This is a genomic window from Clostridia bacterium (assembly GCA_028698525.1).
Classification (GTDB): Bacteria; Bacillota; Clostridia; order JAQVDB01; family JAQVDB01; genus JAQVDB01.
In genome coordinates, this window is record JAQVDB010000048.1 from 1,916 (window position 1) to 15,842 (window position 13,927).

Annotated in this window: 14 protein-coding genes and 1 pseudogene; 13 read left to right on the top strand and 2 right to left on the bottom strand. The window is 36.5% G+C overall.

Translation table 11 applies throughout. From position 1 onward, the window contains the following. Positions 1-58: 58 nt before the first annotated feature. Complete coding sequence (locus tag PHP06_07975; protein ID MDD3840500.1) at positions 59-820, bottom strand: DeoR/GlpR family DNA-binding transcription regulator; 762 nt, start codon at positions 818-820, stop codon at positions 59-61. 291 nt (positions 821-1,111) lie between these two features. Here PHP06_07975 and PHP06_07980 point away from each other — a divergent pair, with 291 nt between their 5' ends. The 11 genes from PHP06_07980 to PHP06_08030 all read left to right on the top strand — a co-directional run bounded on the left by PHP06_07980 (position 1,112) and on the right by PHP06_08030 (position 10,874). Next, positions 1,112-1,480: a sensory rhodopsin transducer gene (locus PHP06_07980; GenBank protein MDD3840501.1), complete on the top strand. Its 369-nt coding sequence runs from the start codon at positions 1,112-1,114 to the stop codon at positions 1,478-1,480. Positions 1,481-1,501: 21 nt separating this feature from the next. Beyond that, positions 1,502-3,253, top strand: a complete 1,752-nt coding sequence (locus tag PHP06_07985) for an alcohol dehydrogenase catalytic domain-containing protein (GenBank protein MDD3840502.1) — start codon at positions 1,502-1,504, stop codon at positions 3,251-3,253. 18 nt (positions 3,254-3,271) lie between these two features. Continuing rightward, positions 3,272-4,558 carry a PHP domain-containing protein gene (locus tag PHP06_07990; protein MDD3840503.1) on the top strand — a complete coding sequence of 429 codons (1,287 nt, stop codon included), beginning with the start codon at positions 3,272-3,274 and terminating at the stop codon, positions 4,556-4,558. Between the two features lie 149 nt (positions 4,559-4,707). After that, entirely contained in the window at positions 4,708-5,610 is a 903-nt protein-coding gene (gene thrB, locus PHP06_07995; protein ID MDD3840504.1) for a homoserine kinase, read from the top strand. 36 nt (positions 5,611-5,646) lie between these two features. Further along, positions 5,647-6,867 (top strand): aspartate kinase, encoded by a 1,221-nt coding sequence (locus tag PHP06_08000; GenBank protein ID MDD3840505.1) that lies wholly within the window; start codon positions 5,647-5,649, stop codon positions 6,865-6,867. A 9-nt stretch (positions 6,868-6,876) separates the two neighbouring features. Then, complete coding sequence (locus PHP06_08005; GenBank protein ID MDD3840506.1) at positions 6,877-7,212, top strand: hypothetical protein; 336 nt, start codon at positions 6,877-6,879, stop codon at positions 7,210-7,212. 152 nt (positions 7,213-7,364) lie between these two features. After that, positions 7,365-7,853 carry a tRNA (adenosine(37)-N6)-threonylcarbamoyltransferase complex ATPase subunit type 1 TsaE gene (tsaE, locus tag PHP06_08010; GenBank protein ID MDD3840507.1) on the top strand — a complete coding sequence of 163 codons (489 nt, stop codon included), beginning with the start codon at positions 7,365-7,367 and terminating at the stop codon, positions 7,851-7,853. Further along, entirely contained in the window at positions 7,831-8,547 is a 717-nt protein-coding gene (tsaB, locus tag PHP06_08015) for a tRNA (adenosine(37)-N6)-threonylcarbamoyltransferase complex dimerization subunit type 1 TsaB (GenBank protein ID MDD3840508.1), read from the top strand. The genes tsaE and tsaB overlap by 23 nt, the downstream gene beginning before the upstream one ends. Next, entirely contained in the window at positions 8,537-8,992 is a 456-nt protein-coding gene (rimI, locus tag PHP06_08020; GenBank protein ID MDD3840509.1) for a ribosomal protein S18-alanine N-acetyltransferase, read from the top strand. Before tsaB ends, rimI begins: the two co-directional genes overlap by 11 nt. Positions 8,993-9,178: 186 nt before the next feature. Next, on the top strand, positions 9,179-10,399 hold the full coding sequence (gene eam, locus PHP06_08025; protein ID MDD3840510.1) for a glutamate 2,3-aminomutase: 1,221 nt from the start codon (positions 9,179-9,181) through the stop codon (positions 10,397-10,399). Positions 10,400-10,583: 184 nt separating this feature from the next. Then, positions 10,584-10,874 (top strand): hypothetical protein, encoded by a 291-nt coding sequence (locus PHP06_08030; protein ID MDD3840511.1) that lies wholly within the window; start codon positions 10,584-10,586, stop codon positions 10,872-10,874. 50 nt (positions 10,875-10,924) lie between these two features. Here the strand turns inward: PHP06_08030 and PHP06_08035 are convergent, their stop codons facing one another. Further along, positions 10,925-12,952 (bottom strand): penicillin-binding transpeptidase domain-containing protein, encoded by a 2,028-nt coding sequence (locus tag PHP06_08035; protein MDD3840512.1) that lies wholly within the window; start codon positions 12,950-12,952, stop codon positions 10,925-10,927. A gap of 403 nt (positions 12,953-13,355) precedes the next feature. Here PHP06_08035 and PHP06_08040 point away from each other — a divergent pair, with 403 nt between their 5' ends. Next, positions 13,356-13,508: a hypothetical protein gene (locus PHP06_08040; protein ID MDD3840513.1), complete on the top strand. Its 153-nt coding sequence runs from the start codon at positions 13,356-13,358 to the stop codon at positions 13,506-13,508. Positions 13,509-13,536: 28 nt separating this feature from the next. Continuing rightward, a pseudogene (locus tag PHP06_08045) lies at positions 13,537-13,927 on the top strand (D-2-hydroxyacid dehydrogenase).

Below are 13,927 nucleotides of genomic sequence, written 5' to 3' on the forward strand. Positions count from 1 at the left end.
TTTACTTTAATCACGTATTTCTTTAATTACACATACAAGCAATAGCATCCATAATACCCTATTCAAAAACAACTTCGATATTCTTACTCTTCAAAAACTCCATCCAAGCATTGGAAGGTTTTTTATCGGTGACCAAACAATCCACATGTTCGAAATCACATACCTTACAAAAGGATGCTGCATCAAATTTGGTATGGTCACAGATCAACACTGATTTGTTGGAGTTTAAAAGCATTATCCTACGAAGTTCTGCTTCCTCCTCACTGGAATCGGTGATACCTTTTTCCATAGAAATCGAACGACAGGAAAAAAACAATATATCGGCATGATATTTTTGTATACATTTTCTAGCTGTTTCGCCGATCAAAGACATAGAATTTTCTCTTATCAACCCCCCTGTTGAATATGTTTTTACATTAGTGAGCTTACCTAATTCTACAACTGTTTTGGCTCCATTGGTTATAACCGTGAGCTTATCTTTATCATTTAGATAATCTACTATTTTTAACGTTGTACTACTGGAATCGATTATCAATATATCTCCGTCTTTTACAAGATCGGATGCTAGTTTTCCCATCTTTTCTTTTTCTGCTTTTTGTTCAGTTTCTCTGAAGGAAAGGGGGGCTTCCAGATTTAAGCCTTCTAAAAGCACGGCTCCTCCGTAAGTTTTTTTCAAAAGGTCCAATTTTTCTAACTCTCTTAAATCACGCCTTATTGTTGCTTCGCTGACAAAAAATCTTTTGCTTAAGTCGGATACTGTTACTGATTTTTCTTGCTTTAGTATATTAAGTATTTCTTGCTGTCTTTCTATAACAAACATTATAACACTCTCCTTTGCTAAACAATTAGAATGCATTATGCACATTTGTGCACACTTGGTTGCATTTCAGACACAATGCTTGTTAAATGTACTATTTTGACGACTATGTGGAATTAAATAAATAATATTGGTATAATTATAACATAAGTAGCCATAAATGCACATCAAAAAGCGAGAATATACACCAATGTATAACAGACTTAATATAAGATTAAGCATACATCGTAATTTTTTAGGCAGTTAAATTTGTTTTAATTATCGATTAAAATAATGTTGAAGGGGGGAGGAGAGATGGGCGAAGGAGAAGGAAAAAAGATATGGTTTATTCCCGATGGGTACATGTCCTCGATTAGCAATGGTAAACATTATGTGAGCCATGAGGCTGTCTGTGTACTTAACACAGGTTCGGAAGATGCCAATATCAAATTGACTTTTTATTTTGAAGATAGGGAACCGATGGATAAATTCGCTGCTGTATGCAAAGCGCAAAGAACAAATCATATAAGATTGGACAAAATAGAAGATGAAGATGGAAACAAGGTACCTTTAGGAGTGCCTTATGCTATCCGCATACAAAGTGATTGCAATATAATAGTTCAGCATAGCAGGTTGGATACAACACAGTGCGAGATGAGCCTTATGACTACAATAGCTTATTAATAGAAAGGAAGGAGATTGATCGTGACAAAGTTAGAAAGGTATAAGAAGGTTGATTATGAGCTTCCAAACAAATATTTAAGATGGCCGCTCTATGGTGCCGGGCTTGAAAATGTAGGAAAACAGGGTAAACCTATTGAGGTTGAAATGCCAGAGATCAAACCAAACGAAGTATTATTGAGGGTAGATGCAGTAGGGCTATGTTTTAGTGATATAAAGGTAGTAAATCAAGGGAATAAACATCCCAGAATTACCGGCAGGGATTTGGAAAATGATCCTGCTGTACTTGGCCATGAAGCTACGCTGACTGTTGTAAAAGCGGGAGAACAAAGACAAGACCAATACAAAATTGGGAACAGATATCTAATACAGGCTGATGTGTTTTATAAAGGGGTCTCAATGGCCTTTGGATATGTGCTCCCAGGGGGGATGCAACAATATGTTGTTGTAGGGGATCAAATACTTGATGGTGATGAGGGTTCATATTTGATTCCTGTTGATGATTCTAGCGGTTACGCTGAAGTCGCATTGAGCGAGCCGTGGGCATGTGTTGAGGCAGCATTGAGGATAGAGCATAGGAATGCTTTGAAAAATGGTGGCATTGCATGGTTTGTAGGGTTTGACAATGCAAAATTCGATGAATATACAATATCTAATGGATTTGATAAGCAAAACCATCCGGCTAAAGTAGTGGTATCCAATGTTAAAGGAAAAATACTTGAAATATTAAAAGAAAAAGCTGCTCAAACTGGAGCAGAGTTTATAGAAGATAACGGCATAGACAACATAGATGAATTTGCAGAAGAGTATGCTAAAGATACAGGTTTTGATGATATTGTAGTTTTGGGTACCCCCACTCCAGAGTTTGTTGAGCTCGCCAGCGATAAGCTTGCAAATAAAGGTATATTCGCTATAGTTGCTGATACACCGGTGGCGCGCAAAGTATCTATAGATGGTGGAAGGATACATTATGATGGAACAGGGTATGTAGGTACTATGGGTACAGACATAGCGGACGCATATGCACATGAAAGAACTTCTGAACTTTTTCAGGATGGAAAGATATTCTTGATGGGCGCTGGTGGGCCTATGGGACAGATGTATACTCAGAGGGCGGCTGATACCGAGAATGGTCCCAAGATGGTTGTGGTCAGCGATATAGATGATAACAGACTTGGTGAATTGAAGGAAAGGTTTGCTCATCTTGCTGACAGGAGAGGGGCAGCTTTCAAGACTATAAATCCAAACAAGGTAAAACCGGAGGAATTCGATAAATTTTTATCAGAAGCCTCTGAAGGAGAAAAGTTCACAGATGTAGTCGCTTTTGTACCTGTACCGGCTTTGATAGGGCAGGCTGGCGACTGGTTAGGGGATAACGGTTATTTGAATATTTTTGCCGGTATAGCCAGAGGAACTAAGGTAAATCTTGATATAAGCGGCACATATATGAAAGGACATAGGTGGGTAGGCAGCAGCGGATCTAGACTTGCGGACTTGAAATATACGCTTAAAAAGACTGAACAAGGACTACTTTCACCCAACCAGTCTGTTGCCGCTATAGGAGGTTTAAATGTAACAAATGAAGGGCTTAGAGCTGTAAAAGAGGGAAGATTCCCAGGCAAGGTTGTTATATGGCCACAGTTACCTGACCTGCCGTTAATACCATTACCTGAGATGAAGGATAAACTTCCAAATGTTGCAGAGAAGTTAGATAGAGGCAAGTTTTGGACAAAAGAAGCTGAAGAAGAATTATTGAATTCAAAATTAGAAATATGAAATAAGCTGGAGGATATTATGCAGCAAAAATATCGAGAATATATAGAAGGACTTAATAAAGAACAAACAGCTGAGAGACTACAGAGTTTAAAGTCTCTCAAACAGATGATAGATGAAGGGAAACTTGAAAGGCCGGAGTCGGGTGTGTATGTGAACAATCACATACACACCATATATTCATTTTCTCCCTATTCACCTTCAAAGGCTATTTGGATGGCTTATAATTCAGGGCTGACTACTGCCGGAATAATGGATCATGATTCTATAAGTGGAGCAAAAGAATTTATAGAGGCAGGGAAAATCATAGATATGGCTACTACCATCGGTGTGGAATGCAGAGCTGATTTTTCCGGTACAAGATTAAATGGAAAGAGGATAAACAACCCGGATCAAAAATCTATTGCTTATGTAACTATGCATGGTATTCCACACCAATATATTGACCATGTGAAAGACTTTTTTAAGCCTTATACGGCAGAGAGGAACAAAAGAAATAGTCTAATGGTGGACAAGATAAACAATATATTCAAGCCCCATGATATTCATCTTGACTTTGAACAAGATGTAGTTGCCATCTCTAAAAGTGATGAGGGAGGCAGTATTACTGAAAGGCATATATTATTCGGTTTAGCCGGCAAGTTGATGAGTAAATTTGGCAAAGGCGAAAACCTAGTGAACTTTCTTAAGGATAGGCTAGGCATACAAATAAGCCAAAAGAATTACAAATATTTAATGGATAAAGATAATAAATTTTACCAATATGATCTGTTAGGAGTATTAAAAGGAGATCTGGTAAGATTATTTTATATCGATGCAACAAAAGAGTGCCCCGATATAAAAGAGGTAATAAATCTTACAAAGGACATAGGAGCAATTTCTGCTTATGCTTATCTAGGCGATGTGACCGATTCAGTTACTGGAGATAAAAAAGCACAAAAATTTGAGGACGATTATATAGAATTGTTATTTGATGTGCTGAAAGAGTTACAGTTTGATGCTGTAACATATATGCCATCTAGGAATACTTTAGAGCAGCTTAAGCGAATCAAGCATTTATGCAATAAATACGATTTTTTTCAGATAAGCGGTGAGGATATAAACTCTCCAAGACAGTCGTTTATTTGTCCTGCCTTAAATGATAAAGAGTTTAAAAATCTGATAGATTCAACTTGGGCACTTATAGGACATGAGAAGGCTGCTACCAAAAATAAAGGTCAAGGCATGTTTTCTGACAGCAGTATGACTCGCTATCCCGATCTCGATGAAAGAACCCGAGTTTTTAAAGAGATTGGATTGAATGGTTAGAGACTAAAGGAAGAAGTCCTGAAAAGGATTTCTTCCTTTAATTTTTGCAATTCTCTATTGTGATATTGCATTATAAATGGTAAAATCCTTCTTATAAAAAAGATATTTGATTTATAGGGTAGGGTTATCAAAGAACGGAGGAAAAAGCTATGATAAGGGTAAAAGTTCCTGCGACAACAGCAAATCTAGGTCCAGGGTTTGACTGTATGGGGATGGCCTTAAAAATATATAATTATATTGAACTGGAGCCGGTTGATAAGGGTTTGGAGATAAATATAAAAGGGATAACAGATGAAACGATACCAAAGGATGAGAATAATCTTGTATTTATTTCTATGAAGAAAGTGTTTGATAGATTGAATTATCATCCTGAAGGGTTGAGAATAAATTTGACAAATAATATTCCCTTGGCAAGGGGGTTGGGTAGCAGTGCTGCCTGTATTGTGGGAGGGATGCTTGCAGCTAATTATCTTGCTGACAATAGCCTATCAATAAAACAAGTTATTGAAATGGCCACTGAACTGGAAGGACATCCAGACAATGTAGTTCCTGCTATAATCGGGGGGATGACAGTCTGCTCGTTAAATGATAAAATAATTGAGTATGTAAAAATCAATTTACCTCAAGAATTAAAGCTGTGTGTTATGGTACCTGATTTTAAACTTTCAACTAAACAAGCGAGAGAGGTTTTACCTCAAAAGCTTTCAAGGGAGGATGCGGTGTTCAATATTGGAAGGGCATCCATGTTAGTAGCTTGTATGGCTGCAGGGAAGTTTGATCTTATGTGGAACTCTATGCAGGACAGAGTACATCAACCGTACAGAAAAAAATTAATACCTGGCATGGATGAAATATTTGATGCCGCCAAGAGAGCTGGCGCACACGGCATGTTTATCAGCGGAGCCGGTCCTACTTTAATAGCTATAATATCTGGTGATGATGAGAGCTTTAAAGAACAAATGGAGAGTGTTGTTTCATCTCTAAGGGAAGATTGGACGGTAAATATAGTTGATCCTTGTTCTCAAGGGGCTAAGGTTGAGCTTATACATTGATAATGTTTTCTTATTTTTACAGGGAGGAGATATATTTTGGCATTAGTCGTTCAAAAATATGGAGGAAGTTCTGTTGCAGATCCTAAAAAGGTTATGAAGGTAGCCCAGCGAATAATCAATACCAAGGAGAAAGGTAATTCTGTGATTGTTGTATTGTCTGCACAGGGTGACACAACGGATAATCTTATAAAGATGGCAAAAGAGATAAATCCTAATCCGTCTGATAGAGAGATGGATATGCTTATTTCCACAGGGGAACAGATGTCTATTGCAATTTTAGCTATGGCTATTGATAAATTAAGACATCCCGTTATATCTTTAAATGCTTCACAGATAGGGATAAAGACTGATAATATTCATAGCAAAGCAAAGATTGAACACATAGATGGTGGTAGAATAAGAGAAGAACTTGATAAGGGTAATATCGTTATAGTTGCAGGTTTTCAAGGGATTGATCACAATAATGACATCACTACCCTTGGAAGAGGCGGTTCAGATACCACTGCGGTTGCATTAGCTGCTGCATTAAAAGCAGATGTATGTGAGATTTATACAGATGTAGAAGGAGTGTATACTGCTGATCCTAGGTTAATACCTGATGCAATAAAATTAAATGAAATTTCATATGACGAAATGTTGGAAATGGCCAGTCTAGGCGCACGAGTGCTACATAACAGGGCAGTTGAATTGGCCAAGAAATATAGCGTGCCGCTGGTGGTGCGATCAAGCTTTAACTATGAGGAGGGAACTTTAGTGAGAGAACTTGAAGGTATGGAGAAGATGGTGGTATTAGGGGTTGCCCACGATACAAATGCTGCCAGGATAGCAGTTATAGGGATAAAAGATAAACCTGGTATGGCATATAAGCTTTTTAAAATTCTTTCTGATGCAAATATAGATGTAGACGTAATTATACAGAGTATAGGTAGAGAAGAAGATAAAGATATATCTTTTACAGTTTCAGAGGATAATCTTGATAGGGCCCTAGAGCTGATCAAAGAAAATCTGAACCTTTTAGGCGCAAGAGATGTCAAATATAGGGATGATGTAGCTAAAATTTCTATAATTGGTGCCGGTATGGCCAACAACCCGGGTATTGCTACATTGATGTTTGAGGCTTTAGCTGAAGAGGGTATAAACATAAATATGATAAGCACATCTGAAATAAAAATAACTTGTTTGATAGATGAAAAGGATGTAGAGAAGGCTGTTAAATCAATACACAAAAAATTTAAACTGGATGAGTCAAATAACTAGGGGGATAGCATGAAAACAAAGGTGAATATAGAAGCAGGTATATGCGGGTTTGAAACAACGGTTTTTGCAAGTTGCGATGATGGACAAAATACAGAAATTAGGATAAAAACCCAATGCCCTAATATAAAAAAAGCTAGTGAAAAAATAAAAAGGGTAGATGCTTTAAAAGAGATATTTTCTAAGCCTGCTGAAACAACTATTTATAAAATATTATCGGAATATTTACCTCATGTTAGCTGTCCTGTTTATTCGGGAATATTTAAAGCGATAGAAGTATCCTCAGGACTGGCATTGGCAAAAGATTGTTCAATAAAGATTGATACTTTTGATGAAAACGGGTTATAATACCCGTTTTTTTAGTGTAAAATTACATTATGTTATAATTGATTAAGTTAAAATTTAGATTTTCATAGCTTGATCAATCTGACAAAGAAATGGTTAATTTTAATAGTTTGATATGGATTATCTTATAATAAATACAAAGGTGGTTTTTAAAGGTGCGGACAACGATTAGAATTATTTCTGATTCCCAAAAGAATACCTTTAAGGTAGGCACAGCTATTGGATGTAATGTAAAGCCAGGCGATTTAATATGTTTAATAGGGGATCTAGGTACAGGCAAGACTGTTTTGGCAAAAGGGATAGCCAAAGGTATGGATATTGATGACAACGTCAACAGTCCTTCTTATACTTTAATAAACGAATATTATGGTCGTATTCCGCTATATCATTTTGACGTATATAGATTGGATAGGCCGGAGGATGCTTATGATATAGGTCTGGATGAATATATATTCGGGGATGGTGTTACTGTCATCGAATGGGCTGATAGGATTGCTGAATTACTTCCTTCTGACAGATTGGAGATAAATATAAATAAAATTCATAAAGAAAACTCTAGAGAAATACTTATAACAGGAAATAGTAGCGCAATTGAGAATTTAGAAAGGGAGCTGAAGCGAGATGAGAATATTAGCATTGGATAGTTCAGGTATAGTTGCCACTGCAGCAGTTATTGACGATTCTAAATTGCTGGCGGAAAATATTATAAATCATAAGAAAACTCATTCTGAAAAATTGATGCCTACTGTAAAAAACCTATTAGAAAGTGTCAATTTAAAGCCAGATGATATTGATGTTTTTGCAGCAGCTAACGGACCAGGTTCTTTTACCGGTTTAAGGATAGGGGTGGCTACAATCAAAGGAATAGCACATGCTTTGAATAAGCCAACTATAGGCGTGTCTAGCCTGGATGGCCTTGCCATGAATGTGCCCTTTTTTGACGGGATTATATGTCCTATAATCGATGCTAAACGAAACAATATATATACTGCTATATATACTTGGGAACACAATATGGTTCAAAGAAAATCTAAGTATTTGGCAATAGCAATCGAAGAATTTATTGTGATGCTTAAAAACTATAATCAAGATATTTTGTTTTTAGGTGAAGGTATAGAATTGTATAGACCTATTTTAGAGAATGCCCTGAATGAAAAAGCATACTTTGCTCCATGTACACACAACCTTCAAAGGGCTTCTTCCATAGCTTATATAGCATTACATAAAGCTAAACAGGGAGATTTAGGTAGTTATCGGGATTTGGTACCCTTTTACCTTAGGAAATCTCAGGCTGAACGAGCATACCAAAGCCATCAGGAGAAGGAAAATGGAATTTAATAATAGCATATTGATTGAAAAAATGAGATTGGAACATATCGATAGAGTGTTGGATATAGAAAGATTATGCTTCAATAACACTTGGACCCGGGAATCATTTGAGATGGAGATTACACAAAACAGATGTGCATACTATGTAGTAGCTAGATATTCCAATAAAGTCGTGGGTTATGGAGGGATGTGGATAATAATAGATGAAGCCCATGTGACAAACATAGCAGTCCATCCAGAATATAGAGGTATGGGGGTGGGCAATAAGATAATGGAACATTTGATAGATATATGCGTTGAGAAAGACCTTGTCGGAATCACTTTAGAAGTTAGAAAAAGTAATGTGATTGCAAAAAACTTGTATAAAAAGTATGGATTTGAAGAAAAGGGGATAAGGAGATCATATTATTTAGATACAAATGAAGATGCGCTTATAATGTGGAGATATTTTTAATCTGTATAATTTTTTGATATAATGTATGTACTAGGACTTTGTGGATTTTACTTACCCAAAATAGTATCAACGATTCTTTCCATATGGCTAAAAGTTCAAAATTTCAGTGTTTGAAAATACGAATAAAAACCTTTTGGTTTTTTCAATATTCAAAAAATGAATGAAGTTTTGAAAGGGGCGGATCAGATGGATAACCGACATCAGGCTTCGATTAAAAGAGCTGGAGAGCTAAGAGAAAGTATATCTGATTATTTAGAAGCTAGCCAAAATATTGAGACAGGTTTCAAGCTTGCTGATATTCAGAGGGAAAACAAAGAATATATCAAGAAATTTTTTAATGCTTCCGATGAAGATTGGAATAGTTGGAAATGGCAGGTTTCTAACAGGATAACAGATGCAGAGACTTTAAAACAGTTGATATACCTATCAAAAGAAGAATTTGATTCGATAAAGGCGGTGGAAAGCAGATATAGATGGGCGATATCTCCATACTATATAAGCCTCATGGATAGACATAAGCATGATTGCCCTATTAGGATGCAAGCTATCCCATCGAAATACGAATTGGACGAAAACGGTAAATTAGATCCAATGGATGAAGAGCATACATCACCGGAGACAAGTGTAACCCGCAGATATCCAGATAGACTGATTATTTACGTCACTAATCAATGCGCGATGTATTGTAGACATTGCCAAAGGAGAAGAAACATAGGAGAGGTGGACAAACAGACTTCTGTAAGACAACTGGAAAGGGCAATAAAATATGTTAAAGATAACAAAGAAATTCGTGATGTACTTCTAACAGGAGGAGATGCACTCCTTGTCAGCAATAAGTTGCTTGATTGGTTATTGACAGAGCTGAGAAGCATTCCACATGTAGAGATAATAAGGATCGGAAGTAGAACACCTGTTACAATGCCTCAAAGGATAACGGATAAGCTCTGCAAGTTGCTGGAAAAATATCACCCTTTATATTTGAACACACATTTCAATCATCCCAAAGAGATTACTCAAGAAGCTGCATCGGCAGCAAACAGGCTTTCTAAGGCAGGGATACCCCTGGGCAACCAAGCTGTCCTGTTGAATGGGGTTAATAATGATAAATTTGTAATGAGAAAGCTGAATCAGGAGCTTTTAAAGATAAGAGTAAGACCTTACTATATATTTCATCCCAAGAGCGTTAAAGGCACGATGCACTTTAAGGTGAAGGTGCAGGAAGGGATAGAGATAATGGAGCATTTAAGAGGATATACTTCAGGATTAGCCATACCTACTTATATAATAAATGCACCTGGTGGCCTTGGGAAAACTCCCATTTTGCCTGAATACATCGTATCTTGGGGCAAGGATTATTTGAAGATACGGACCTGGGAGGGTAAGGTGGTAGATTACCCCAATCCATAATATACAAATTAACTATTAAAAGCAGAGAAGATTAAATTTCTCATGCTTTTAATAGTTGAACGGCATTGTTGTGTAATATATAATTTTATGTATACTTTGAAATCTTTAAACAGAAATTTATTACAGAATGCAAGCAAACTGCTATTATAAAAATTGGGTCAGAGATGGAGTGGTGGATGGCTTGATGTTGATACCTCCTGTAACAAGCTATCAGCAGGATATAAAACAGATGGGTACATCAGGATGGGGTCACGAAATATATGATTATGATCAGGAACTAGAGTACGTAAAGTATTTTAGAAATGCGATTCAAGATAAAGCAAAAATTTATATATGGCATCATGTGAATATTAGGTATAAAGAGTGGGAAAACATTAAAAAGATTAGCAGTGAATTATTAGCCAGTCAGCATAGCCATCTTATAGACGGAATAACATTTCATGAGGCGGCTACCTTTGAGTATGGCCTGAGGTAAACAAATAGCCCAATATTTATACAATAATTGTATAAATATTGGGCTATAGATTATTGTATCTGATAATAACTTTGGAATATTTGTTTTGCTATATCAAATTTTGATCCACCTTGCCCAGAAGGCACTTCCAGAGCAATAGATAGTAGAAGAGGGTTTTCATTGTCCATAGTAAACGCTACCAGCCATGCAATCTGGTTTTTGTTATCGGTGCCTACTTGTGATGTTCCTGTTTTAGCGGCGATCTTCAACCCGGGAGTTTTGATTTTATTGCCGGTACCTGTAGGATCTTCTACAACGTCTATAAGATAATCTAAAATGATATCAGCGGTATCGGAAGACATAGCATTTTGTTTCCAAGTTTCGGTTTTAAATGTTTTTTGTTCTTGACCTGAAGGATCTCTTATTTCTTTAACTATTTGAGGTAGGAGCATATCCCCATCATTACAAAAGGCGGTGTACATAGCAGCCAGTTGAAGAGGAGTGGTTAGAACCTCTCCCTGTCCATAGCCGCTATCAGCTAATAATGGTTCACTCCACTTAGTATCATCTTTTTTAATTTGAGACTTTGAAACAGAAAGCGTAAACGGCAGTGCATCTTCCATACCGTAGTCATTCAAATGTTTTTCAAACTTATCTTCTTTAAGCTGCAATGCAGTCCAGGCAAAATAGATGTTGTCAGACCATACCAAGGCATTTCTCAGGTTTACATCTCCTTTAGGGTGGGGTATCCTTTTGACCGAATGATTTCCCCATGCGTCGGAAGGCTTCCATTCTTCATTTTGTGCTTCCTTCACTATTGTATCAGGAGATATTATTCCTTCTTCCAATGCAGCGGCAGCAGTAAAGGGCTTGAAAGTAGAACCTGGAGGATAAAGGGCTTTTATAGTTCTGTTTATCAATGGGTTGTCAGGATTTTCAGACAGTTCCTTCCAAATAGATGGAAGCATTCCCACAGAAAACATATTAGGATCATAGGGTGGGTTGCTGACCATGGCCAATACCTCACCTGTATTAGGATGTAAAGCAACTATGCTCCCCTTGGAATTTGCTAATGCTTGATATACAGCTGATTGAAGCTTGGAATCCAGAGTAAGCACTATGTCAGCTCCTGGGCTTTCGGGTTTTTCCGTGATCACTTGCTTTTGGGAGCCATCCTTATCCTTTATTACAACACTGTAACCTCTTTGTCCTGATAGGGTTTCTTCCATAGCTGATTCAATTCCTTGTTTTCCTGCAATGTCACCGGATATATAGTCATCTTGGGGCCTTTTTTCCAGTTCTTCTTTAGTCAAGGTTTGCACATACCCCACTGCGTGAGAAAACAGGTCTTCAGCAGGGTAATTACGTGCAGTTTTTTGCTTTTGAGACAACATAACACCTTCTACCGATAGTATATCTTGCTTGTATTCATCTGATATGCTTAATGGGAGATGCCTCAAAGGAACAAAAGAATCCGGCTTTACCCATTTTTGATGCAGCTGTTCTAATATATAATCCTTGTTTAATTCTAGTATTGAAGATAATTCCTCAGCAAATTGATTTTCATCGGGGATTGCCTCGGGAACAGCCCCTACGGTATATGCTTCACCATCCACAGCCAAAATGTTATCAAAGCTGTCATATATTGTGCCCCGTTCAGGTGCTTTTCCAATAACGGTCTCTACTTTGTCACCCTGTTGTAGATCGGGAAATATCAAATTATAGTCCCAGTCTATCTTCCATTCCCTATCCTCCAGCACAATAGGAAAAGCATACTCTTGTTGGAATTGGAGTATATCTTGGGCATCGAATTTTGCAGTAACATGAAGGTATGTATTTCCGTCTTCTTTTATAGGTTCATCGTCTGTTATTTCAAAATCTATAAGTTTTATATCAGATAGCGCCTCTTGATATGTTGAAACAAATTCTTGTTCGCTTATATGGGAGGAAACTTCTGAAGGCAACATTTGATACATTTCTTGATATTTTTGATTTTTCCATAGAGTCAAATAATTTTCTACTGTCTCGATAGGATCGGTTTTTTGACATCCTACCAAAAACAGTATTGTACAAATAAGTATTATCAATATTTTTCTCATTTTATAACTCACCCCTATGCTATTATACAAAACTTATAATACATTATAAACATAATAAGCAGTATAATCTATATATCAGTTAAGTTTTTTAAAAATAACTATTTTAAAAATAATATATTTTCATAAAGGACAATTAAAAACATTTATGGAATATAAAGAAACATGAAAAAATTAAACAATATAAATTTACAAAAGATTTAGGAGAAGCTATAACAATGGGATATATATTTGTTTTAATAATTTCACTGCTTACAATGTTGCAATTTTTATTTTTTAAGAAGGTTTCAAAACTACACTTGGATTTATAAATGATTCTATTAAGGATAAAAGCTTATTTTTGATAGTTTTATCAGCAGTCAGCAATATTACGGCCCAGATCTTTTTTCTAAGAGGAGTGGTGCTGTTGGATAGTATAATATTTTTTCCTCTGAATCAAATATTGGGGCTTATATTTTCAACTATAGTATCCCTGTTTGTATTTAAGGAAGGATTGAATAAGCAAGGAGCGATAAGTATAGTCATAGGTTTACTGGCGATTTTTTTGTTGAATTTCTAGAAATTTATTTAAAGGGGTGACTTTTTATATGAAAATAGTTGTTTTGGATGGGTATGCTTTAAATCCTGGAGACTTAAGTTGGAAAGGGTTATAGAGGCTTGGCGATGTAGTCATCTATGACAGGACATCGGAAGACAAAATAATAGAACGTTCAAAGGGTGTACAAGCTTTACTGACCAACAAAACTCCGATTAATGCTGATATTATGGATAAACTGCCTGAACTGAAATATATAGGTGTGCTGGCAACTGGCTATAATGTTGTAGATGTGGAGTATGCTAAAAAAAAGAAGATTATTGTTACAAATGTGCCTGCATATAGCACTAATTCTGTAGCACAGCTTGTATTTGCTTTTATATTGGAATTATGCCATCATGTTAAATTGCACAGCCATGCAGTCCATGATGGAGAATGGGTAA

Excerpts from the sequence above, each read along its gene's own strand:
- PHP06_08035 (MDD3840512.1), bottom strand. The coding sequence starts at position 12,952 with ATGAGAAAAATATTGATAATACTTATTTGTACAATACTGTTTTTGGTA.
- PHP06_07990 (MDD3840503.1), top strand. The coding sequence starts at position 3,272 with ATGCAGCAAAAATATCGAGAATATATAGAAGGACTTAATAAAGAACAA.
- rimI (MDD3840509.1), top strand. The coding sequence starts at position 8,537 with ATGGAATTTAATAATAGCATATTGATTGAAAAAATGAGATTGGAACAT.
- tsaB (MDD3840508.1), top strand. The coding sequence starts at position 7,831 with ATGAGAATATTAGCATTGGATAGTTCAGGTATAGTTGCCACTGCAGCA.
- PHP06_08030 (MDD3840511.1), top strand. The coding sequence starts at position 10,584 with ATGTTGATACCTCCTGTAACAAGCTATCAGCAGGATATAAAACAGATG.
- PHP06_07980 (MDD3840501.1), top strand. The coding sequence starts at position 1,112 with ATGGGCGAAGGAGAAGGAAAAAAGATATGGTTTATTCCCGATGGGTAC.
- thrB (MDD3840504.1), top strand. The coding sequence starts at position 4,708 with ATGATAAGGGTAAAAGTTCCTGCGACAACAGCAAATCTAGGTCCAGGG.
- eam (MDD3840510.1), top strand. The coding sequence starts at position 9,179 with ATGGATAACCGACATCAGGCTTCGATTAAAAGAGCTGGAGAGCTAAGA.
- PHP06_08005 (MDD3840506.1), top strand. The coding sequence starts at position 6,877 with ATGAAAACAAAGGTGAATATAGAAGCAGGTATATGCGGGTTTGAAACA.
- PHP06_07975 (MDD3840500.1), bottom strand. The coding sequence starts at position 820 with ATGTTTGTTATAGAAAGACAGCAAGAAATACTTAATATACTAAAGCAA.